We start from the raw sequence: 22,534 nt of genomic DNA on the forward strand, positions 1-22,534 counted from the left end.
CGAACGGGGCGCCTGAGCGCCCCGTAAGTCTTATTGCTGCGGCAGTTCGACAGGCGACTGACGCGGAGTCTCCGCTTCAGCTTTCTGCGCTGCTTCCAGCGCGGCGGCTTCAGCCTTGGCCCGGGCGTCGGCGGTCTGTTGCAGCTGCTCCAACTGAGTCGGAGTGAGCTGTTGCAGACGCAGCATCATGCGTTGAACCAGTTCACGACGAGTCTCGCGGCGGGCATCGTTGGCTTCCTGGTCGGAACCTACCAGGTTGTTGCCATCGTGGATGAACACCTTCTGCACTTCAAGCTTGTCGCTCAGCAGTGGCAGGCCACCTTGACCACGGATGTCGTAATTGAGCACGGTGTTCACCTGGTACTCGCCAGTACGGCCGGCACCGGCATAGCTGAGGATGCGCTGGCTTTCCTGCTCATCGGTCAGCACCAGTTTGTAAGGTGCGCCGCTGTAGACCCGGACGCCGCTGCTTTCCAGTACCTGACGCAATTGTGTCACGGTTTCGCCGTAGGCATTGCGGGCACTCAGGTCGAGTTCCTTGATCGCCAGTTCGGTGGTTTCGGTGCCACGCAGGTGGAAACCGCAGGCGCTCAGCAGGACTGCAAGGCCCATCACCAGCAAATTGCGTTTGATCATCTTGTTGCTCCCCTTGAAACCATGTGGGCCGGTCAAGCGGCCCGAAAGGTTTTACTCGGCGCCAGGCTCACCTGGCGCCCGATCCAATTTTTAGCTGGCGACGATATTGACCAGTTTCCCGGGCACTACGATCACTTTGCGAATAGTCAGGCCATCGACGAAGCGCAGGACGTTTTCGTTGGCCCGTGCGGCGGCTTCGACTTCTTCGCGGCTGGCGCTGGCTGGCATTTCGATGTGGCCGCGCAGCTTGCCATTCACTTGAATGACCAGTTGCAGGCTGTCCTGTACCAGCGCGCTTTCGTCCAGCACCGGCCAACCGGCGTCGATCACCGGGTCGGCGTGGCCCAGGCGATGCCACAGCTCGTGGCTGATGTGCGGGGTGATCGGGGCCAGCAGCAGAGTCACGGTTTCCAGGCCTTCGTGAATCAGCGCGCGATCCTGTTCGGTGCCTTGCGGGGCTTTTTCCAGCACGTTCATCAGCGTCATCACCTGGGCGATGGCGGTGTTGAATTTGTGATTCTGGCCGACGTCGTGGCTGGCCTGCTTGATGGCCTGGTGGATCGAACGGCGAATGGCTTTCTGCTCGTCATTCAGGCTGGCGACGTCCAGTTTGCCCGGCAGGCCCTGAGTGACGTGCGCTTGAGCCAGGCGCCAGACGCGCTTGAGGAAGCGGTGCGAACCTTCTACTCCGGAGTCGGACCATTCCGCGCTCATGTCAGGTGGCGAGGCGAACATCATGAACAGGCGGCAGGTGTCTGCACCGAACTGGTCAATCATCGACTGTGGATCGACGCCGTTGTTCTTCGACTTGGCCATCTTCTCGGTGCCGCCGATTTCCACCGGCAGGCCATCTGCGATCAGCTTGGCGCTAATAACCTTGGCCTTGCTGTCGCGTTCGAGTTCGACGTCCGCCGGGTTGAACCAGGTGTAGGCACCGTTGGCTTCGCGACGGTAGTAAGTCTCGGCGATCACCATGCCCTGGGTCAGCAGGTTCTTGAATGGCTCGTTGGAGCTCACCAGGCCTTCATCGCGCATCAGCTTGTGGAAGAAGCGCGCGTAGAGCAGGTGAAGAATCGCGTGTTCGATACCGCCGATGTACTGATCCACCGGCAACCAGTGGTCGGCCGCCGATTTTTCTACCAGGCCACCTTCAAAGTGCGGCGAGGCGTAACGGGCGTAGTACCACGAGGACTCGACGAAGGTGTCCATGGTGTCGGTTTCACGCTTGGCCGGTGCACCGCATTTCGGGCAAGCGCACTCGTAGAACTCGGGCATGCGTGCCAGCGGCGAACCAGCGCCGTCCGGTACCACGTCTTCCGGCAGCACCACGGGCAGTTGATCTTCCGGGACCGGTACATCACCGCAAGTATCGCAGTGGATGATCGGGATCGGGCAGCCCCAGTAGCGTTGACGGCTGATGCCCCAGTCGCGCAGGCGGAACTGGGTGCGCGAGGCGCCGAGGTTTTTCTTGATCAGTGCGACTTCGATAGCGTCGAAAGCGCCTGCGAAGTCGAGGCCATCGAACTCGCCGGAATTGATCAGCGTGCCGTACTCGCCGTAAGCGTCCTGCCACGGGGCAGGATTAGTGTCACCGGCACTTGTGCGCACCACCGATTTGATCGGCAGGTTGTACTTGTGGGCGAACTCGAAATCACGCTCGTCGTGCGCCGGAACTGCCATGACCGCGCCATCGCCGTAGTGCATCAGCACGTAGTTGGCGACCCATACCGGGAGTTTCTCACCGGTCAGCGGGTGCTCGACGAACAGCGAGGTCGGCAGGCCTTTTTTCTCTTGAGTGGCGACGTCGGCTTCAGCAACGCTGCCGCCCTTGCATTCAGCGATGAACGCTTGCAGTTCAGGGTTGTTCTGCGCCGCCAGGGCAGCCAGAGGGTGTTCGGCGGCCACGGCAACGTAGGTCGCGCCCATCAGGGTATCCGGACGGGTGGTGAAGACTTTCAACGCGCCGGCTTCACCGATGGAAGCGACGTCGTACGGGAACTGCACTTCCATGCCGCGGGATTTGCCGATCCAGTTGCGCTGCATGGTCTTGACCTGTTCAGGCCAGCCAGTCAGTTCGTCGAGGCTCTCCAGCAGCTCATCCGCGTAAGCGGTGATCTTGAAGTAGTACATCGGGATTTCGCGCTTTTCAATCAGCGCGCCGGAACGCCAGCCGCGACCGTCGATCACTTGCTCGTTGGCCAGAACAGTCTGGTCGACCGGGTCCCAGTTCACAGTGCCGCTTTTTTTGTAAATCACGCCTTTTTCGAACAGGCGAGTGAACAGCCATTGTTCCCAGCGGTAGTAATCGGGCTTGCAGGTGGTCACTTCGCGCGACCAGTCCACCGCCAGGCCCAGGCTGCGCAGCTGGCTTTTCATGTAGGCGATGTTTTCGTAGGTCCACTTGGCGGGCGCTACGTTGTTCTTCATCGCGGCGTTTTCCGCCGGCATGCCGAACGCGTCCCAACCCATGGGTTGCAGGACGTTCTTGCCTTGCATGCGCTGGTAGCGGGAGATCACGTCGCCGATGGTGTAGTTGCGCACGTGCCCCATGTGTAGCTTGCCGCTGGGGTAAGGGAACATCGACAGGCAGTAGAAAGTCTCCTTGCCTGGCTGTTCACTGACTTCAAAGGACTTTTGCTCGTCCCAGAACGACTGGGCGGCGGCTTCGATTTCACGGGGCTGATATTGTTCGTGCATGGCTACTTTTGAACTGAATAGGGGTGGCCTAATCCTCTTCAATGCAACGCTGGACGGTGATGACGCCCAATCGGCGTTTCGCTGCCCAGCCGAGCTGGAAGTGGAGTTACAGGAAGCGCCGTAGCATACATGACGGCACTCTACCGAGGGAAACCCTGATTACACGCAAGGGCGCGGTCAATTCCCGCCCCAAGGGCCGTTGGTCGCGGCGCTCAGCCGGTTTTTTCAGCGAAGCTAAGCTCTAAAAGGGGAGTGAGTCTTATCTTCAATGAGGTGATGGATGGTTGATTCACAGCAAAAAGCTACAAAACCGGAGTTGTACGAAAGACTGATCGACCGTCTCGCAATGGCCCTGGACGCGGCCAAAACCGCTGGACGGCTTCGCGACGAGCGTCCCCTGGAGCTGGAACTGCGTGGTTTGACCCCCGCAGAGTTTGAACTGGTCAAGGCCTATCTGGACCGTAGTGAACGTGAAACGCACGGATGCTTGTCAGCAGCAATGAAGCAACTCGAGGCACCACGTACGGCCAAGATCCTCTGGCTCAAGGATAAGACACCCGGCGGAGGCGCGGTAAAGGTCCGGTCTCTGCAGTTCAAGTAAGGACACTTGAAACCATCGCATATGGTTTTTTGAAATAAAGTCCTTCCGCATTTGTTGTCGCATTACGTTAACCCACTTAGGCTTCGGGCATCTATGGAGATGCCCGATGCCTTTTCGTTATTTCATTAAACAACTTCTATTGCCGCCCGGCGTTCTTTTGCTGTTACTGGTACTCGCCTGGTGGTGGCGCCGCTCAAGGCCGAGGCTGGCGGGAGCGTGCTTCGTTATGGGGGTGGGTGGCTTCTGGTTGATGAGCCTGCCAGTCATGGTGGAGTGGACTGCCAGGGTTCTGGAGCGCGAGCCGCCGCTCGTGCGCGAGGAATGGGCCACCCTGGGCCAGCGCGCCGACGCGATCGTGGTGCTGGGTTCCGGGCGTGAGCGTGGCGACCTGGCCTGGGGCGTCGACCAGCCCACCGGCGTAGGTCTTGGGCGCGAGCGCTATGCCGCGCGTCTGGCCAAGGCTTCCGGCTTGCCGATTCTGGCCAGCGGCGGCCTGCATTACGGGACACCGCCGACTGAAGCGCAGCTGATGGCAGATTCGTTGCTCGATGATTTTGGCGTGACGGTACGCTGGCAGGAAGGGCGCAGCCGCACAACCTGGGAAAACGCGCAGTTCAGCGCCCAGGTATTGTTGCCGCAGGGGATCAAACGGGTGGTGGTCGTGACTCAGGCGTGGCATATGCCGCGGGCGGTGTGGAGCTTTGAGCAGGCCGGATTTGAGGTGGTGCCGGCGCCGGTGGGGTTTTTAGGCGTGGACAATGCGCGGCCACTGGGTGGCTGGATGCCGGAATTCAAATCGATCTGGCAATCGGGGCAGTTGATGAATGAGCTCGTGGGGCAGGTCGGGTATTGGATGTTCTATCGAGGCGAGCCTGTTGAGGAGTGATCATTCCCACGCCAGTGCATGGGAATGATCCTGCCGGGTTAAACGGTCTTCGCCATCCGGTTGGCCATCAACGCCCAGCCAAACAACAGCAAGCAAATGATGATCAACGGCCACGAACGCCATTGCAGATACGGCGTCAGGTTATGCATTGGCACTACTTCGCCGTATAGAATACCGCGTTCGAACTGCGGGATCCGGGCAGTGATCTGACCAAACGGGTTGATCAGGCCGGTCACGCCGTTGTTGGTGGCGCGGATCATCCAGCGGCCGGCCTCAAGGGCGCGCATCTGCGCCATCTGCAAGTGTTGCAATGGGCCGATCGAGGTGCCGAACCAGGTGTCGTTGCTGATGGTCAGCAGCAAATCGCTGTGGGCGGCGAGGCCGGCGGCGAATTCCGGGTAGACCACTTCGTAGCAGATGTACGGCGCAATCTGGTAGCCCTTGGCCTGTAGCAGCGGTTGATCGGCCGGTCCACGGGCAAAGTCGGACATCGGCAGGTCGAAGAACGCGATCAGGCCGCGCAAGACTTCCTGCAACGGAACGTATTCGCCGAATGGCACTAGTTTCTGCTTCAGGTAAGTGCCATCGCCTTCACCGACAACGGTAATGCCGTTGAAGTAGCGCTTTTCGTGATGGACTTCCTGTCGAATCGGCACGCCGGTAATCAGCGCGGACTTACGCTCTGCAGCGAAGCTGCCCATCATGTCCAGATAGCCCTCGACGGACTCCTTGAGTACCGGGACCGCCGTTTCCGGCCAGATCAGCAGGTCGACGGGTTTGGAGCTGAAACTCATGTCGCGGTACAGCGCCAACTGCGCGTTGATCTGCGACGGGTCCCATTTCATGCTTTGTTCGATGTTTCCCTGAATTGCCGCGACGCTCAGCGGCGCACCCGAAGGGCTGGTCCAGGCGTGTTCCTTGAGCGCCAGGCCGATCACCCACGGGCCGGCCAGCAGCAACACGCCAGCGGCAATAAAGCCCTTGCGAGCGGTGCGAATCAGGCGCGGTGCGTTATAGACCAGTGCGGCGGTCAGGGCCAGCGCGAAGGAAATCAGCCACATCCCGCCGACCGGCGCGAGCCCGGCCAATGGGCCGTCGAGCTGGCTGTAACCGGAATACAGCCACGGGAAACCGGTGAGGAACCAGCCGCGAAAGGCTTCCTGACCCACCCACAGCGCCGCAAACGCCAGGGCATCGGCCAGCGGCGCTTCGTTACGGCGCAGCCAGCGCGCCCAAATCCAGGCGGGCAAGGCGAAGAACCAGGCAATCGCTGCGGTGAAGAGCAGCATCAAGAACCCGGCCAGCAGTACAGATGCGCCGCCGAAGTTGTGAATGCTGTAGTAGATCCAGCTGGTTCCGCCGGCAAACAGGCCGAAACCGAAACACCAGCCACGGCCCAGGGCCTGACGGGGGCTCAGTTCGCGCAAACCGGCGTAAAAGAAACCGACCGCCAGCAATGCCAGCGGCCAGATATCGAATGGCGCCAAGGCCAGGGTGGTGAGTGCACCGGCCGCCACGGCCAGCAGGTTACCGGGCCAGCCGGGGCGGGTCATCCAGCGCATTTCAATCCTTAGAGTTACCGAGCTATAGGTGTCAGACGCAGCAAATGAATCCGACGGCTGTCGGCGTTCAGGATGCGGAAGCGATAGGCGCCGATTTCGGTGATTTCGTTGCGTTTTGGCAAGTGCCCGAACGCGCTCATCACCAGTCCGCCGACGGTGTCGAATTCGTCGTCGGAGAATTCGCTGTCAAAGAACTCGTTGAAGTTCTCGATCGGCGTCAGGGCCTTGATCAGGAAGTCACCGCTGGGCAGCGGCTTGATGTAGCTGTCTTCTTCGACGTCATGCTCGTCTTCGATGTCGCCGACGATCTGTTCGAGCACGTCTTCGATGGTCACTAGACCGGCCACGCCGCCGTATTCGTCAATGACGATGGCCATGTGGTTATGGTTGGCGCGGAATTCGCGCAGCAGCACATTCAGGCGCTTGGACTCGGGCACGAAGGTGGCCGGGCGCAGCAGGTCCTTGATGTTGAAGCTGTCGCCGTTCTCCTTGAGGATCAACGGCAGCAAGTCCTTGGCCAGCAACACGCCCATCACGTCATCATGGCTTTCGCCGATCACCGGGTAGCGGGAGTGGGCCGAGTCGACCACGGCGGGCAGGAACTCGCGAGGTGTCTGGGTCGCCTTGATGCTGATCATCTGCGAGCGCGGGACCATGATGTCCCGTACTTGCAGGTCTGCAACCTGGATGGCGCCTTCGACGATGGCCAGCGCTTCGCTGTCCAGCAACTTGTTTTGGTGTGCATCGCGCAGCAGCTCCAGCAGCTCCTGGCGGTTTTTCGGCTCGTGGGCAAAAGCCTGGGTGAGCTTACCCAGCCAAGACTTCTGCCCGTTGCTCGATCGATCTTCGCTCATAGCGATTACTCTGAATCCTTTGTTGTAACGATAGGGGATGTGTCTGTTTCGTCGTCCGCATAAGGGTCCGGATGACCCAGTTCTGCAAGCAACGTTCGTTCCAGTGCTTCCATTTCTTCGGCTTCGTCGTCATCTATATGGTCGTAACCAAGCAGATGCAAGCAGCCGTGAATGACCAGATGCGCCCAATGGGCGTTGAGTGCCTTGCCTTGTTCGGCGGCTTCGCGCTCGACCACGGCCACGCAGATCACCAGATCGCCCAATAACGGGATATCCAGCAACTCGTCCGGCACATCGGCAGGAAATGACAGCACGTTGGTGGCGTAATCCTTCTGCCGCCAGGTGTGATTCAGTTCGCGGCCTTCTTCTTCGTCGACCAGACGAATGGTCAGCTCGGAGTCGGCGGTGCGCTGGCGCAGGGCCAGTTCACACCATTTCCGGAACTCGGCTTCACTCGGGGCAGGTGCGTCGCTGGCCAGTTGCAGATCAAGCTCAAGCATCGTGCGGGGTGTCCTTTGGCGCGGCATCGGCAGCGCGATTTTCGAAGCGCTCGTACGCCTCGACGATGCGTTGTACCAGCGGATGGCGCACCACGTCCTTGGGCTGGAAGTGGGTGAAGCTGATGCCCGGAACGTCCTTGAGCACTTCGATCACATGATGCAGCCCGGACTTGGTGCCGCGTGGCAGGTCGACCTGGGTGATGTCACCGGTGATGACCGCCGTGGAGCCAAAGCCGATCCGGGTCAGGAACATCTTCATCTGTTCGACGGTGGTGTTCTGGCTTTCGTCGAGGATGATGAAGCTGTTGTTCAGCGTGCGGCCGCGCATGTAGGCCAGTGGCGCGACTTCAATGACCTGGCGCTCGATTAGCTTGGCGACATATTCGAAGCCGAGCATTTCGTAGAGCGCGTCGTAGAGCGGGCGCAGGTACGGGTCGATTTTTTGCGACAGGTCGCCGGGCAGGAAACCGAGTTTTTCACCCGCTTCAACCGCCGGACGCACCAACAGGATGCGACGAATCTGCTCGCGTTCCAGTGCGTCTACCGCGCAGGCAACAGCCAGATAGGTCTTGCCGGTACCGGCCGGGCCGATGCCGAAATTGATGTCGTTACCGAGGATTTCTTTCACGTAGCGCAGTTGATTCAAGCCGCGAGGGCGAATCATGCCTTTTTTGGTGCGCAAGGCGACGGACGGTTCGGCGGGGGAGTGGTTGTCCAGTTCCTCGACGGCCGATTCCTGCAGGAACAGGTGAACCATGTCCGGCGACAGCTCGGTACCCTTGGTTTCCCGGTACAAGCGACGCAGGAGGTTTTCCGCGGAGGTGGTGTGCTTGGGCTCGCCGATCAGTTCGAACTGGTTTCCGCGGTTGCGGATCTCGATGGTCAGGCGCTGTTCGATCAAGCGCAGATGCTCATCGAATTGCCCGCACAAATTGGCGAAGCGGCGAGCTTCAAAAGGCTCGAGGATGAAACGATGTGGTTCTATGGGTGCGTTCAAGGTCGTATTTAGCCGCCCTGGGGCAATATTGATGAAATAAAGGATAACGCCAGTCGCCTGGGTGCGAAAGCTCTTAAAGCAGTCTCACTGGATAACTGTGGCGAGGGAGCTTGCTCCCGCTGGAGTGCGAAGCGCTCCCAAATCATCCAGCCTCAATCTTTCAGGATCGAGGTGTCTTGTTTGCGGCTGCTTCGCAACCGAGCGGGAGCAAGCTCCCTCGCCACAAAGGCTCTATGGCCTGCTGTTATTGGATCAGCGAACCCCGCAGCGAGTGTGGTTGCGCGGCGTCGATGTGCACGTCGGCGAACTGGCCGATCAGGGTCGGATTGTCGCAGCGGAAGTTGACGATACGGTTATTCTCGGTGCGCCCCTGCAGTTCGCCAGGGTCTTTTTTCGAATAATCGGTAACCAGAATCCGCTGAATGGAGCCCACCATTTGTCGGCTGATCTCGAACCCTTGCTGGTTCAGGCGATGTTGCAGGGCATTCAGGCGTTCTTTTTTCAGTTCTTCCGGCGTTTCGTCGGCCAGGTCGGCGGCCGGGGTGCCCGGGCGTTGGCTGTAGACGAACGAGTAGGAGAAGTCGAAACCGACGTCTTCGATCAGCTTCATGGTCTGTTCGAAGTCTTTTTCGGTCTCGCCCGGGAAGCCGACGATAAAGTCCGAACTGATGCAGATCCCCGGCACGGCGGCCCGCAGTTTGCGCAGTTTGGACTTGTACTCCAGCGCGGTGTGGTTGCGCTTCATCGCCGCGAGGATTCGGTCGGAGCCCGATTGCACCGGCAAGTGCAGGTGTTTTACCAGTTCCGGTACGTCGGCGTGGGCCTGGATCAGGCTGTCGGAGAACTCCAGCGGGTGCGAAGTGGTGTAGCGAATCCGGTCGATGCCATCGACGGCGGCGACCACCCGGATCAATTCCGCCAGGTCGGCCAGGCGACCGTCGTGAGTGGTCCCGCGATAGCCGTTGACGTTTTGCCCCAACAGAGTCACTTCGCGCACGCCGTTTTCGGCCAAGTGGATGATCTCGGCAATCACATCGTCGAACGGCCGGCTGACTTCTTCACCGCGGGTATAAGGCACCACGCAGAAGGTGCAGTACTTGCTGCAGCCTTCCATGACCGACACGTAAGCGCTCGGCCCATCGATGCGCGGTTCGGGCAAGTGGTCGAATTTTTCGATTTCCGGGAACGAGACGTCGACTTGCGGCAGTTTGGTAGCGCGCGCGGCGTCGATCATTTCCGGCAGGCGGTGCAGGGTCTGCGGGCCGAACACCACGTCGACATACGGAGCGCGATCACGGATGGCCGCGCCTTCCTGGCTGGCCACGCAACCGCCGACGGCGATGACCATTTCCGGATTGGCCAGTTTCAGTTCGCGCCAGCGGCCGAGCTGGGAATACACCCGGTCCTGGGCGCGTTCACGGATCGAGCAGGTATTGAGCAGGATCACGTCGGCGTCTTCAGCGCGGGCGGTGACTTCCAGGGCCTGATGTTCACCCAACAGATCGACCATGCGCGAGCTGTCGTACTCGTTCATCTGGCAACCGTGGGTTTCGATGTAAAGCTTCTTGGCCATGGAAAGATTCATCACGTGATTCAAAGAACCGCGCATTATAGGGAACATGTCCCAAGGTTCCTACCGCTGCGCGTCCGGTGGCTATGCTATAGTTCGCGCCCTCATTTTTATCCCCGATGTGTTACCCGCCCACCATGACCAAACGTGAAGCTCCAATCTACAAGGTGATTTTCCTCAATCAGGGCCAGGTGTTCGAAATGTACGCCAAGCAGATCTATCAAAGTGATCTGTGGGGCTTCCTGGAAGTGGAAGAGTTCGTCTTTGGCGAGCGCACGCAAGTGGTCGTCGATCCGAGCGAAGAAAAGCTCAAGGCTCAGTTCGAAGGCGTTGTGCGCAGTTTTGTGCCGATGCATTCGATCGTGCGCATCGACGAGGTCGAACGCCTTGGCACGCCGAAAATCAGCGAAGCCCGCGGCGCGGTCGGTAATGTCATGCCGTTTCCGATGCCGATGCCTGAGAAGTAAGCAGCAGGTTTTTCTAAGGTGAGAATGGCTTTTTGTGGCGAGGGAGCTTGCTCCCGCCAGGGCGCGAAGCGGCCCCGAGATCTGCAATCACGATAAGTCTGGCACACCGCGTTCTTGGGTTTTACGACTGCTGCGCAGCCGAGCGGGGAGCAAGCTCCCTCGCCACAGGGGGGCGTGTTCAATTCAGGGAAGTGGCGAAAACGGCGTACGCCCGTCGGCGCTCTGCAATTCCATCAGGTATTTACGGAAAATTTGCCCCAGCACCTGGGTAGCAACTTCCAGGTCTTCGCGGGGCATTTTTTCGGCGACTTCGTCGGCGGTGTCCAGCGCGTCTTCGGCGCCGTTGACCGCAGCCATTTTCAGCACGATATACGCCTGAATGTTATTGGCCGGTACACCTTCGCCATGGAAGAACATGGTGCCGAGTTTGAATTGCGCCTGGGCATGACCTTGCAGCGAGGCCTTTTCGAAGTAGCTCAGGGCTTTATTGAGGTCGCGCGGCACGTTCTTGCCTTCGTAGTAGAACTCACCCAACTCGTATTGCGCTTGCGCATCCCCTTCATCCGACGCTTTCTGGCAGGCGGCGAGCGCTTGCGTCAGGTCTTGCGGCTGAGTATTGAGGGTGCAGCGACCCATCGCCGGGATCAACAACGAGTTGCCGCCTGCTTGTGCGAGCGCGAGCAGGGGCTGAAGGAGCAACAGGCAGCCCAATGCAAGGGTGCGGCCGGTGCGGTTCATGGGAATCGACTTACCTCTGAGGGGCGCGCGGACCCGTCGAGGGATCCAATAAGCGCGCATTATGAAATAAGCAGGGCCAACCTTACAAAGTCTTTACTCGTTTTTCTGCTGCGCGGGGACTATATCACCCACTTTGCGGGGGATTATTGGCAGCTGAGCAGGAAAAAGGGAGCGGATGTAGGTGAAAGCTGACGCTGGCAATCGCCAACGTCAGCGTCGCAGATTTACTTCAGTGCGGCGAAGGCACGTTCGGCGGCGTCCAGCGTCAGTTTCAACTCGGTTTCGCCGTGGGCGATCGAGGTGAAGCCGGCTTCGAAGGCGCTCGGCGCCAGGTACACGCCGCCTTCGAGCATCAGGTGGAAGAAGCGCCCGAACAGGTTCGCATCGCTGGCCATCACGTCATCGAAGGTGACGATGTCGTCGGCGCCGCTGAAGTACAGACCGAACATGCCGCCGGCCTGAGTGGTCACGAACGGAATGCCAGCGGCATCGGCGCGCTGTTGCAGGCCATCGAGCAGGCGGCTGGTGTAGTCGCTCAGCTCGGCGTGGAAGCCCGGACGACTGATCAGACGCAGCGTGGTCAGGCCAGCCGCCATCGCCAGCGGGTTACCCGATAACGTACCGGCCTGGTAGACCGGGCCCAGTGGCGCGATGTGTTCCATGATTTTGCGTTTGCCGCCGAAGCAGCCCACGGGCATGCCGCCACCGATGATCTTGCCGAAGGTGCTCAGGTCCGGTGTTACGCCGTAAAAGGCTTGGGCACCGCCGAGGGCGACACGGAAACCGGTCATCACTTCGTCGAAAATCAGCACCACGCCGTGCTTGTCGCACAGGGTCCGCAGGCCTTCGAGGAAACCCGGTGCCGGCGGTACGCAGTTCATGTTGCCGGCCACCGGTTCGACGATGATGCACGCCACGTCCTGGCCGACTTCGGCGAGCATGGCTTCTACTGCGTCGATGTCGTTGAACGGCAGGGTCAGGGTGTGTTTGGCGAACGCCGCCGGTACACCGGCCGAGCTCGGTACGCCTTGGGTCAGGGCGCCGGAACCGGCCTTGACCAGCAGGCTGTCAGAGTGACCGTGGTAGCAGCCTTCGAATTTGATGATGCTGTCGCGACCGGTGAAACCACGGGCCAGACGGATCGCACTCATGGTCGCTTCGGTGCCGGAGCTGACCATGCGCACCATTTCCATCGATGGCACGATCGAGCAGACCAGATCGGCCATCTCGGTTTCCATCGCGGTCGGGGCGCCGTAGGACAGTCCGTGCTCAAGCTGTTTGCGCACCGCGTCCAGCACGTCCGGGTGGCTATGGCCGAGAATCATCGGGCCCCAGGAACCGACGTAATCCACATAGCGCTTGTCGTCTTCGTCGGTGACGTAGGCGCCTTCGGCGTGTTTGAAGAACAACGGCGTGCCGCCAACGCTCTTGAACGCACGAACAGGCGAGTTCACGCCTCCGGGGATGTGTTTCTGGGCATTGGCAAACAGGGTTTCGGAACGAGACATTATTTGGCTCTCAAAATCAGGATTTGAACAATTCGTTAAAGGCGCGGGCGCGACGCGTCACTTCAGCCGTGCTCTCGGCGCCGAACAGGCCATGCACCACCGCCAGCAGATCGACGCCGTGGGCCACCAGCGGGGCGGCGTTGTCCAGGGTGATGCCGCCGATCGCACAGATCGGCAGGTGCAGTTTGCTGCGGGCCTGATCAAGCAAGTCGAGGCTGCATGTCGGGGCGCCAGGCTTGGTGTTGGAATTGAAGAAGCGGCCGAAGGCGACGTAACTGGCGCCTTCCTTGGCGGCTTGTTCGGCGAGTTCGAGTTGCGCGTGGCAGGTCGAGCCGATGATCGCCTGACGCCCGAGCAGTGCTCGCACCGGCATCAGTGGGCCATCAGTCTGGCCCAGGTGCACGCCGACATTCAGTCGCGCGGCCAGTTCGGCGTCGTCGTTGATGATCAGCTGGGTCTTGTAGCGATCGCACAGATCGCGCAGGGCTTCGGCCTCGCGCAGGCGGCGGGCCTCGTCGCTGCTTTTGTCGCGGTATTGCAGCAGGGTGACGCCGCCTTCGAGCGCCGCCTCCACGTACGAAAGAAATTTACCGGCCAGTAGCTGGCTGTCGGTAATGGCGTACAGGCCACGTAGTTTCATCGGACAAGCCTCTGCGCTTTACGCATCGAAAGTTACGAACAGAAATCCAGCGGCAGGCGGCGGGGCACGAACTGGCCTTTGCCCAGCTGTTCCGCATCTCGCAGGGTGCGCCAAGTGTAGTCAAGCGCGCTCTGTACGGCACTGGCGAGGTGTTCACCCTGGGCCAGGCGACCGGCGAGGGCGCTGGCCAGCGTGCAACCGGAACCGTGATAACTGCCGGGCAGGCGCTGGCAGGTAAAGGTTTCGCGGCGACCGTCGCGGCTGTACAGGCGGTTGTGGATTTCGTGTTCGTCGCCATGGCCGCCGGTGATCAGCAGGTGTTTGACGAATGGCAGGAGTTTTTCCGCGCACTCGTCGGCGGTGCCTTCGGGCAGTTCGGCGAGGATGCGGGCTTCGGGAAGGTTAGGGGTGGCGATGATCGACAACGGCAGCAAGCGTTCGCGCATGGCGTAGCCGACTTCGTCCTTGCCCAGTCGTCCGCCACCGCCGGCACGCAGCACCGGGTCGCAGACCACTGGCAAATGCGGGTGCGCTGAAAGCAGTTCGACCACGGTGTCGACCATTTCCAGGGAACCGAGCATGCCCAGCTTGACGGCGGCGACTTCGGAGTCGTTGAGCACGGCATTGGCCTGGGCCAGTACCCACTCGCGATCGAGCACGCGGAAGTCAGTGACGTTGACTGTGTCTTGCACGGTCAGGGCGGTGACGGCCGGAGCCGCATGGCAACCCTGGGCAAGCAGGGCTTCGATATCTGCCTGCAAGCCGGCGCCACCACTAGGGTCGTGGCCGGAGAGACAGAGGACAACGGGGCGAGAGCTGTAGATATTCATGGTGCGCGAGCTTACCACCAAACATGTTTTTCGGGTGTTGCGACGTCCAGTCCGGCCGATACATTGTGGGCGAGGGGGCTTGCCCCCGTTGGGGTGCGAAGCGCCCCCTTTGCCTTCTGTCTGGAACACCGCGTCGGCAGATTTACGACTGCTTCGCAGCCGAACGGGGGCAAGCCCCCTCGCCACAGGTGTTCATCACTCGCCGGGACATTGTCGCATCCTGATCAAGCCAACAGCTCTAGCTCAATACATAGCGCTGGAACGCCCGTGCTAGAGCCTTTTTAGGAAAAAATTCAATGGTGTTCAATGGCCACTAACGGCTATGCTAGAGTGGATCCAAACCAATAACAGGTAATACCGGTTTTACGTCTACTCAAAAGGAATGGGGGGCTTCCTGACAGAACCGGACAGGCCACGCTGGGGCTTAAATGCGCTATTTGCTGATGTTGCTGTTGTGCTTGCCCCTCCTGGCGAGCGCCGTCGAGTTCGACGAGTTCACCCAGAGCCTTCCCCTGGGCCGAACGATGCAGGTTTATGAAGACCCGGGCGGTCAAGCGACCATTGCCGATGTCCGTGCGCAAGCCGCGGCCGGGCACTTCAAACCCCACGATAAAGCCACCCTCAACGCCGGCTATTCGCGTTCGGCGTTCTGGCTGAAAATCGACCTGCAATACCGTCCGACCAATCCGTCGGCGCAACGGACCTGGCTGCTGGAATTGGCCTATCCACCCCTCGATCACCTTGATTTGTACTTGCCCGATGCTGGCGGCGACTATCAATTGGTCCGACAGACGGGCGATGCGTTGCCGTTCGCCACTCGCGAAATTCGTCAGAACAACTATCTGTTCGGTCTGAGCTTTGCGCCCGGGCAGGCGCAAACCGTGTACCTGCGTCTGCAAAGCGAAGGCTCGATCCAGGCGCCCGTCACCTTGTGGTCGAGCACTGCTTACCTTGAAGAGCAGCCGGTGCGGCTTTATGTGCTGGGGCTGATTTACGGCGTGTTGCTGGGGATGCTGGTCTACAACCTGTTCATCTTCCTCAGTGTGCGCGATACCAGTTACCTCTATTACATCGTCTACATCGCCTCGTTCGGCTTGTATCAGCTGTCGGTGAACGGTGCGGCCGTGGAGTATTTCTGGCCGAACAATCCGTGGTGGGCCAATGCCGCGACGCCGTTCTTCATCGGCTGTTCAGGGTTGTTCGGCAGCCAGTTCGCCCGCAGCTTCCTGCGGACGGCCACCCACAGCCGCTGGCTGGACCGTGTGCTATTGGCGCTGATCGCGTTCAGTACGCTGGTGGTCGGGTTATCTCTGATGACCAGTTACGCCCTGGCCCTGCGTCTGGCGACGGCGTTGGCACTGGTCTTTACCGTAGCGATTTTCGCTGCCGGGGTTTTCGCCTGGTGGCGTGGCTTGAGGGTGGCGCGCTACTTCATCATTGCCTGGTCGGCATTTTTGCTCGGTGGCGTCGTCAACACGATGATGGTGTTGGGGTATTTGCCCAACGTGTTCCTCACCATGTACGCCAGCCAGATCGGCTCGGCGCTTGAAGTGGCGTTGCTGTCCCTGGCCCTGGCTGATCGTATCAACGCCATGCGCGAGCATCAGGCACAGACGTTGTTCGACGCCGGCCAGAAGCTTGAGGTGCTGAACCAGCAACTGGCTCACAGCAATAGGCTCAAGGACGAATTCCTCGCCACGTTGACCCACGAACTGCGCACGCCCATGAACGGTGTGATCGGTTCGCTGGAGCTGATGCAGACCGTCGAGATGAACCCAGAGCTGGAGCAGTATCAGCAAACGGCGGCAGGTTCGGCGCGGGACATGATGCGCATGGTCAACGGCATCCTCACCCTGACCGAATTGCAGGCCGGCAAGCTCAAGGTCTATCCGGACACGTTCAGCTTGCGCAGTATGGTCGAGTCTTTGCGCGGGCAGTTCGATGGCAATGCGTCGAGCAAGTCGCTGGACTTCAAGGTCGAGGTAGCACCCGGGTTGCCGGATCGTTTGTTCGGCGACAGCGGCAAGCTGGTGCAATGCCTGGAATGCTTGCTGGACAACGCAATCAAATTCACCCGAGTCGGTGGTCTGGCGCTGCGGGTGACGGGTAAACCGGCGGCGGAGCCCGGTCGGCTGGCGCTGTCTTTTGCGGTGATCGACACCGGCATCGGTTTTACCGATCTGGGGGAGGCGACGCTGTACCAGCGCTTCTTCCAGCTCGACGGCTCGATGACCCGTGAATATGGCGGTCTTGGCGTTGGCCTGGCGATCTGTCGGCAGTTGGTCGAATTGCTCGGGGGGCGCCTGAGCCACCGTTCCGAACCAGGCCGTGGAAGCCGCTTCCAGCTGGACGTCGAATTCGAGCTGTCGTTGGTGGAGCCTGCTCCCTCGATCACCCGGCAGACCACCGGCCTGCGCTTGCCCCAGGAGTGCACGGTATTGCTGGTCGATGACAACAGCATCAATCAATTGGTGATGCGCGGCATGTTGCTCAAGCTCGGGTTCCGGGTACGCACCGCTGACAATGGCCTTGCTGCGCTCGATCAATTGCAATGTGAAGCCGTTGACGCTGTATTGCTCGATTGCCAGTTGCCGCCAGTGGACAGCGCCTCCATCTGCCGCCGGATCCGTGCGTTGCCGGGTTGCGCCGAATTACCCGTGTTCATGATTGCCCTGAGTGCGGACCGAGTGCACTGCCCGAGCGACACCGTGGTCGACTACCTGAACAAACCGGTGAAATTCGAGGACTTGCAGGCCGCGCTCTATCGACGGGTGCTCTGTTCTGGACAAGGCGAAAGCGCCGACATTTAGGCAGATATGCCACTTTGTTCAGCCTCGGGGCGGTGCTTAACTGAAGCCCTTGGCTGACCAAAGGAGTCCCGTCATGAACCTGCATCAGTTCGCCGAAACCCACGAAGTCACCAACCAGCCACCGTCGCTGGATGGCATCAACCTCTATCGCATCGACCTGCCTTTGCAGGAATGGTCGCGACGGTTCGATGCCGGTTGGGCCGAGTCGCGGATCGACGCTTACGGCGCATTGGCCGGCGGGCCGCTGATGGAGGCCGGGTTTGCGGCCAATCAAAACAAACCCGTGTTCGTCAGCCATGACCGTTACGGCCATCGCATCGACCTGGTGGAGTTTCACCCGGCTTATCACCAGTTGATGCACACGGCGGTGGAGCATGGCCTGACAGGGTTGCCCTGGACCGATCCGCAACCGGGCGCTCATGTGGCTCGCGCGTCCATGACGTATTTGCACAGTCAGGCAGAGGCCGGTAGCGGTTGCCCGTTGACCATGACTTTCGCCAGCGTCCCGGCGATGCGCCTGCAACCGGATCTGGCCCGGCAATGGCTGCCGAAAATCCTCGCCACCGAGTACGACCCGCGCAATGTCGGTATGGCCCATAAGGCCGGAGTCACCATCGGCATGGCGATGACCGAGAAACAGGGCGGCACCGATGTGCGGGCCAACACCACCAAGGCGTTTCCGGTGGGGGGCGGTGGGCCGGGCCAGGCGTATGAACTGGTGGGCCACAAGTGGTTCTGCTCGGCGCCAATGTGTGACGCCTTCCTGACCCTGGCCCAGACCGACAAAGGGCTGACCTGTTTCCTGCTGCCGCGTCATCGTCCGGATGACACGCGCAATCAGTTCTACATACAGCGGCTGAAAAACAAACTCGGCAACTGGTCCAACGCCTCCAGCGAGGTGGAGTTCCGTGGCGCCCTGGCCTGGATGGTCGGCGAAGAGGGCCGGGGCGTTCCGACCATTATCGAAATGGTCGCCATGACCCGTTTCGATTGCATGGTCGGCTCCAGCGCGCTGATGCGCCAGGCCCTGACCCAGGCCAGCCATCACTGCGCCCACCGCCAGGTCGGTGGCAAGTTGCTCAGCGAACAACCCTTGATGCAAAACGTGCTGGCCGACCTGGCCCTGGAAAGCGAAGCCGCCCTGGCGTTGAGCCTGCGCATGGGGCGAGCGCTGGATCATCTGGATGACGACCACGAAGCGAAATTCGCTCGATTGGTGACGGCAGTGGGCAAGTACTGGATCTGCAAACGCGCGCCCGCGATGATCAACGAAGCGGCCGAATGCATGGGCGGCGCCGGTTACGTCGAAGAAAGCATCTTGCCGCGACTGTACCGTGAGGCACCGGTCAACTCGACGTGGGAAGGTTCCGGCAACGTGCAATGTCTCGACGTGTTGCGCGCGTTGTCGAAAGAACCGGGCGTGCTCGATGTGCTGTTCAACGAGTTGGGCGATGGCCATGGCGACAAACGCCTGGCCACACACATCGGCCAGTTGCAGAAGGCGTTCAAGGACACCGACGACATTCAATACCGCGCCCGCCAGCTCACCGAAGACATCGCCTTGGGGCTTCAGGCCAGGCTGTTGCTGGAGGCGGGTAATGCGGCGGTCAGTGATGCGTTCATCGCCAGCCGCCTCGGTTCGGCCGGTCGGGTGTATGGAACGTTGCCGCGAGGGCTGGATGTGGAAGCGATTGTGGCCCGCTCGACACCGCAGGGCTTCTGAAGGGCGAAAAGATCGCAGCCTTCGGCAGCCTCTTACAGGTGTACGACGACCCTCTGTAGGAGTTGCCGAAGGCTACGATCTTTTTTCACTGTTCCCGTGAAGCGATGATGCAGGCAAGATGAAGGTCTGCAAGCCAGAACACAGGAAGCTGATCGTGACCGAAGCGTTTATTGTCGTTCAAACCGCCGAGCAAGCCGTTGATCGGCTTGCTGTCTTGCACGAGCGTGCAACCACAGCGCTGAATCAAGCGCTCAAGCGTTATCTCAAGGATCGCGTCGAGCCGGACGCTGAACAGCGTGCCCTGTTTCGTTATCCCGAGTTGCGTCTGACCTACCTCTGCCAGGGCGAAGTCCCACAGACCACTCGCGCCTATGCCAAGGTTCAATTGCCGGGGACCTACAGCGTCACCGTCACTCATCCGGCAGCCTTTCGCAAATACCTGCTGGAGCAACTCGTTCCGTTGATGCACGACTTCACCGTGACCGTGGAAGTCGGCGTCAGCCAGCAAAACATTCCTTATCCGTATGTGGTCGAGCAGGGCGATGAACTGGCCGGCTCTGGCGTTACGGCGGCGGTACTGGCGCGGGTGTTCCCGAGTACGGATCTGTCGGCCGCCACCGATGGCATCGCTGATGGCTTGTACGATTGGGAAAACACCGATCCGCTGCCATTGGCCCTGTTCGATGCCGCGCGGGTGGACTTCTCCCTGCGCCGACTGGTGCACTACACCGGCAGCGACTGGCGGCATGTGCAGCCGTGGATTCTGCTGACCAACTACCACCGTTACGTCGACCAGTTCATCGTTCATGGCCTGGAACAACTGCGCAAAGACCCGCGTTTTGTACGCATGGTGTTGCCGGGCAACGTGATCATCGAAAAGGGCATGGACCACGGCGAAGCCTCGGCGATTGCCGCTGGCGTGGTCTGGCATCGTTACCAGATGCCGGCCTATCACCTGATCGCCAGCGACGGCCATGGCGTGACCTTGGTGAACATCGGCGTCGGCCCGTCCAACGCCAAGAACATCACCGACCATTTGGCCGTGCTGCGTCCGCATTGCTGGCTGATGATCGGCCACTGCGGCGGCTTGCGTCAGTCGCAGACCATTGGCGATTACGTGCTGGCACACGCTTACATGCGTCGCGACGGGATTCTCGACCGGGTGGTGCCACCGAACATTCCGATTCCGGCCTTGGCCGAAGTGCAGTTGGCGTTGCAGCAAGCGGCGGCCAACATCACCGGTGAGAAGGGCGACGAACTGAAGAAACGCCTGCGTACCGGCACCGTGTTGACCTACGACGACCGTAACTGGGAGCTGCGCTGGGCGCAGGAGCGTCCGCTGATCAACCTGTCCCGCGCCGTGGCGGTGGACATGGAAAGCGGCACGATTGCGGCCCAGGGTTATCGCTTGCGGGTGCCCTATGGCACGTTGCTCTGTGTGTCGGATAAACCGCTGCACAGCGAAATTAAACTGCCGGGGTCGGCCAACGCGTTCTATGAGCGCGCGGTCAGCCAGCACTTGAAGATCGGCATCGAGGCGGTGGATCTGTTGCGCACCGAGCTCAACTCGCTGCACTCACGCAAACTGCGCAGCTTCGACGAGCCGCCGTTCCGCTGATTGTTCTCATGGTCATTTGACGGTTGGGGCACTAGCATTAGCAGCCCTGACCGTTAGATGTTCTTCTCGCCATGTCCCGTCCTCAACGTCCCGTTTCCCGCCGCCCTGGCGTGAAGCCTGTGTCATCTTCTTCCGCCCCGCGCCGTATCGCCAAAGCGCCCCCGGCCGAGCCGAAGCTGATTCTGTTCAACAAACCTTTCGATGTGCTGACGCAATTCAGCGACGGCGAAGGGCGGGCGACGCTCAAGGACTTTATCGAGATTCCGGGGATTTACCCGGCAGGACGGCTGGACCGCGACAGCGAAGGCTTGTTGCTGCTGACCAACGACGGCCAGCTGCAGGCGCGGATTGCCGACCCGAAACACAAATTGGCCAAGACTTACTGGGTGCAAGTGGAAGGCGAGCCAACCGCCGAGCAGTTGCAGCGCTTGCGCGAGGGCGTCGAGCTGAACGATGGTATGACCTTGCCGGCCGAAGCGCGACAACTGGATGAGCCGCAACTGTGGCCACGCAACCCGCCGGTGCGCTTTCGCAAAAGCGTGCCGACGAGTTGGCTGGAATTGGTGATTCGCGAGGGGCGCAACCGTCAGGTGCGGCGCATGACCGCGGCGGTCGGCTTGCCGACGTTGCGCCTGGTGCGGGTCAAAATCGGTGACTGGTCGATCGAAGGGCTCGATCAGGGACAGTGGAAGGAAGTGCCGGCGCGTTTATAGCGTGCCGGATTCGATCAGGCCGATGACCACGCTTTTGATCACGAATGCGGCCACACCCAACCCCAGCACAAAGAACAGAATGAACGAGCCGAAGCGTCCGGCTTTGGATTTTTTTGCCAGATCCCAGACGATGAAACCCATGAAAATGATCAGGATGCTGACCAGGCCAGTCATCATCCACTCTTCGAAAACAGCAGGATCCATTGAACATCTCCAGCGCGGGCGGGGCTAAAAAGGCGGGAGGAGTATACGCCAAGGGGGATTGGCGGGGTATTGACCTGCGTCGGATTGTGGCGAGGGAGCTTGCTCCCGCTGGGGCGCGAAGCGGCTCCAAAATCAGCGACCGGGTTTAATCTGGCACACTGCGTTCACTGGTTTTGCGACTGCTTCGCAGCCGAGCGGGAGCAAGCTCCCTCGCCACAAAGCATTCTCAGCTGCGCAAATGAGTTAAAGGCAACTCCGTGCTGTTAAGCACCTGGTTCAACACGAAACTCGACCGTACACTCGTCACCCCTTCAATCCGGGTCAGATGCCCCAGCAGCAGCTTCTGATAGTGATCCATGTCCGGCACCACCACCTTGAGCTGATAATCCGCATCCATCCCGGTCACCAGGCTGCATTCCAGCACTTGCGGTAATGTGCGAATGGCGGCTTCGAAGTTCTCGAAACGCTCGGGTGTATGGCGGTCCATGCCGATCAGCACGTAGGCGGTCAGGCTCAGGCCGAGCATCTTGCGGTCCAGCAAGGCGACCTGGCGGGAGATGTAGCCGTCGTCTTCCAGTTGCTTGACCCGTCGCGAGCAAGGCGAAGGCGACAGGCCGATGCGTTCGGCCAGCTCCTGATTGGAGATGCGCGCGTCGCGCTGTAATTCCGCCAAAATACTCAGGTCGTATCGGTCGAGTTTGCTCATCAATCAGGCCTTTGTCATAACTATTGCGGCAGATTATCTATCCTGAGTTAAAAATTGCGCAAGTGATGTTTATTTGAGCAATCTTCGCAATCCTCTGTCGGTGCTCCGGGCCTATTCTTATCACCAGAATCACTGCTCGGACAAACAGTCCAGTGCGGCTCGCCCAATCAGGCCAGCTGCGGTCGCCACCCCCACCGGGGATGCGTCGGCCCCCGAGCTACACACTGTCCAGAAGACGGCGTGAGGTGAGCCGACGTCATAAGCGTCGAGCACG

At 60.3% G+C, this 22,534-nt stretch carries 20 protein-coding genes; 7 read left to right on the top strand and 13 right to left on the bottom strand.

The genetic code is table 11. The features are described from left to right. Nucleotides 1-30: 30 nt before the first annotated feature. Nucleotides 31-636, bottom strand: a complete 606-nt coding sequence (locus AC07VO_RS18255; RefSeq protein WP_064620598.1) for an LPS-assembly lipoprotein LptE — start codon at nt 634-636, stop codon at nt 31-33. Nucleotides 637-726: 90 nt separating this feature from the next. Continuing rightward, nucleotides 727-3,333 (bottom strand): leucine--tRNA ligase, encoded by a 2,607-nt coding sequence (gene leuS / locus AC07VO_RS18260; protein WP_019581340.1) that lies wholly within the window; start codon nt 3,331-3,333, stop codon nt 727-729. Nucleotides 3,334-3,613: 280 nt separating this feature from the next. Between leuS and AC07VO_RS18265 the strand changes: the two genes are divergently transcribed. Beyond that, the gene (locus tag AC07VO_RS18265; protein ID WP_019650894.1) at nt 3,614-3,934 is read left to right on the top strand and encodes a hypothetical protein; all 321 of its coding nucleotides are present in this window, start codon (nt 3,614-3,616) and stop codon (nt 3,932-3,934) included. Nucleotides 3,935-4,040: 106 nt separating this feature from the next. Next, the gene (locus tag AC07VO_RS18270; protein WP_019581338.1) at nt 4,041-4,820 is read left to right on the top strand and encodes a YdcF family protein; all 780 of its coding nucleotides are present in this window, start codon (nt 4,041-4,043) and stop codon (nt 4,818-4,820) included. A 38-nt stretch (nt 4,821-4,858) separates the two neighbouring features. Here AC07VO_RS18270 and lnt read toward each other — a convergent pair whose 3' ends face one another. From lnt to miaB, 5 genes are all read right to left on the bottom strand, one after another. Continuing rightward, nucleotides 4,859-6,382 (bottom strand): apolipoprotein N-acyltransferase, encoded by a 1,524-nt coding sequence (gene lnt, locus AC07VO_RS18275; RefSeq protein ID WP_086945935.1) that lies wholly within the window; start codon nt 6,380-6,382, stop codon nt 4,859-4,861. 14 nt (nt 6,383-6,396) lie between these two features. Then, a complete protein-coding gene (locus tag AC07VO_RS18280; RefSeq protein ID WP_007909641.1) occupies nt 6,397-7,236 on the bottom strand; it encodes a CorC family transporter in 840 nt (279 codons plus the stop codon). 5 nt (nt 7,237-7,241) lie between these two features. Further along, the gene (gene ybeY, locus AC07VO_RS18285) at nt 7,242-7,736 is read right to left on the bottom strand and encodes an rRNA maturation RNase YbeY (protein WP_018925765.1); all 495 of its coding nucleotides are present in this window, start codon (nt 7,734-7,736) and stop codon (nt 7,242-7,244) included. Next, nucleotides 7,729-8,733 (bottom strand): PhoH family protein, encoded by a 1,005-nt coding sequence (locus AC07VO_RS18290; protein ID WP_019020889.1) that lies wholly within the window; start codon nt 8,731-8,733, stop codon nt 7,729-7,731. The genes ybeY and AC07VO_RS18290 overlap by 8 nt, the downstream gene beginning before the upstream one ends. A gap of 244 nt (nt 8,734-8,977) precedes the next feature. Next, nucleotides 8,978-10,306 (bottom strand): tRNA (N6-isopentenyl adenosine(37)-C2)-methylthiotransferase MiaB, encoded by a 1,329-nt coding sequence (gene miaB / locus AC07VO_RS18295; RefSeq protein WP_018925767.1) that lies wholly within the window; start codon nt 10,304-10,306, stop codon nt 8,978-8,980. 134 nt (nt 10,307-10,440) lie between these two features. Between miaB and AC07VO_RS18300 the strand changes: the two genes are divergently transcribed. After that, nucleotides 10,441-10,770: a DUF1820 family protein gene (locus AC07VO_RS18300; protein ID WP_003185742.1), complete on the top strand. Its 330-nt coding sequence runs from the start codon at nt 10,441-10,443 to the stop codon at nt 10,768-10,770. A 183-nt stretch (nt 10,771-10,953) separates the two neighbouring features. On the opposite strand, the gene AC07VO_RS18305 is transcribed toward AC07VO_RS18300, so the two are convergent. The 4 genes from AC07VO_RS18305 to AC07VO_RS18320 all read right to left on the bottom strand — a co-directional run bounded on the left by AC07VO_RS18305 (nt 10,954) and on the right by AC07VO_RS18320 (nt 14,486). Beyond that, a complete protein-coding gene (locus AC07VO_RS18305) occupies nt 10,954-11,508 on the bottom strand; it encodes a tetratricopeptide repeat protein (RefSeq protein ID WP_018925768.1) in 555 nt (184 codons plus the stop codon). 224 nt (nt 11,509-11,732) lie between these two features. Beyond that, on the bottom strand, nt 11,733-13,016 hold the full coding sequence (gene hemL / locus AC07VO_RS18310; RefSeq protein WP_086945934.1) for a glutamate-1-semialdehyde 2,1-aminomutase: 1,284 nt from the start codon (nt 13,014-13,016) through the stop codon (nt 11,733-11,735). A 16-nt stretch (nt 13,017-13,032) separates the two neighbouring features. Next, the gene (thiE, locus tag AC07VO_RS18315) at nt 13,033-13,656 is read right to left on the bottom strand and encodes a thiamine phosphate synthase (protein ID WP_018925770.1); all 624 of its coding nucleotides are present in this window, start codon (nt 13,654-13,656) and stop codon (nt 13,033-13,035) included. A gap of 32 nt (nt 13,657-13,688) precedes the next feature. Then, a complete protein-coding gene (locus AC07VO_RS18320; RefSeq protein ID WP_019581334.1) occupies nt 13,689-14,486 on the bottom strand; it encodes a hydroxymethylpyrimidine/phosphomethylpyrimidine kinase in 798 nt (265 codons plus the stop codon). 428 nt (nt 14,487-14,914) lie between these two features. Between AC07VO_RS18320 and AC07VO_RS18325 the strand changes: the two genes are divergently transcribed. From AC07VO_RS18325 to AC07VO_RS18340, 4 genes are all read left to right on the top strand, one after another. Continuing rightward, nucleotides 14,915-17,296, top strand: a complete 2,382-nt coding sequence (locus AC07VO_RS18325; protein ID WP_086945933.1) for a hybrid sensor histidine kinase/response regulator — start codon at nt 14,915-14,917, stop codon at nt 17,294-17,296. A 73-nt stretch (nt 17,297-17,369) separates the two neighbouring features. Further along, the gene (locus tag AC07VO_RS18330) at nt 17,370-19,019 is read left to right on the top strand and encodes an acyl-CoA dehydrogenase family protein (RefSeq protein WP_086945932.1); all 1,650 of its coding nucleotides are present in this window, start codon (nt 17,370-17,372) and stop codon (nt 19,017-19,019) included. 118 nt (nt 19,020-19,137) lie between these two features. Further along, nucleotides 19,138-20,637 carry an AMP nucleosidase gene (amn, locus tag AC07VO_RS18335; RefSeq protein WP_168206186.1) on the top strand — a complete coding sequence of 500 codons (1,500 nt, stop codon included), beginning with the start codon at nt 19,138-19,140 and terminating at the stop codon, nt 20,635-20,637. Between the two features lie 146 nt (nt 20,638-20,783). Then, on the top strand, nt 20,784-21,350 hold the full coding sequence (locus AC07VO_RS18340) for a pseudouridine synthase (RefSeq protein ID WP_173861150.1): 567 nt from the start codon (nt 20,784-20,786) through the stop codon (nt 21,348-21,350). Here the strand turns inward: AC07VO_RS18340 and AC07VO_RS18345 are convergent. Together AC07VO_RS18345 and AC07VO_RS18350 are read right to left on the bottom strand one after the other, a co-directional pair. Beyond that, nucleotides 21,345-21,554, bottom strand: coding sequence for a DUF2788 domain-containing protein (locus AC07VO_RS18345; protein ID WP_007937369.1), 210 nt, complete (start codon nt 21,552-21,554; stop codon nt 21,345-21,347). The genes AC07VO_RS18340 and AC07VO_RS18345 overlap by 6 nt on opposite strands. 226 nt (nt 21,555-21,780) lie before the next feature. Further along, complete coding sequence (locus tag AC07VO_RS18350) at nt 21,781-22,260, bottom strand: Lrp/AsnC family transcriptional regulator (RefSeq protein ID WP_007937367.1); 480 nt, start codon at nt 22,258-22,260, stop codon at nt 21,781-21,783. Nucleotides 22,261-22,534: the final 274 nt, after the last annotated feature.

The sequence above is a fragment of the Pseudomonas sp. GW821-FHT03E01 genome (genome assembly GCF_059420765.1).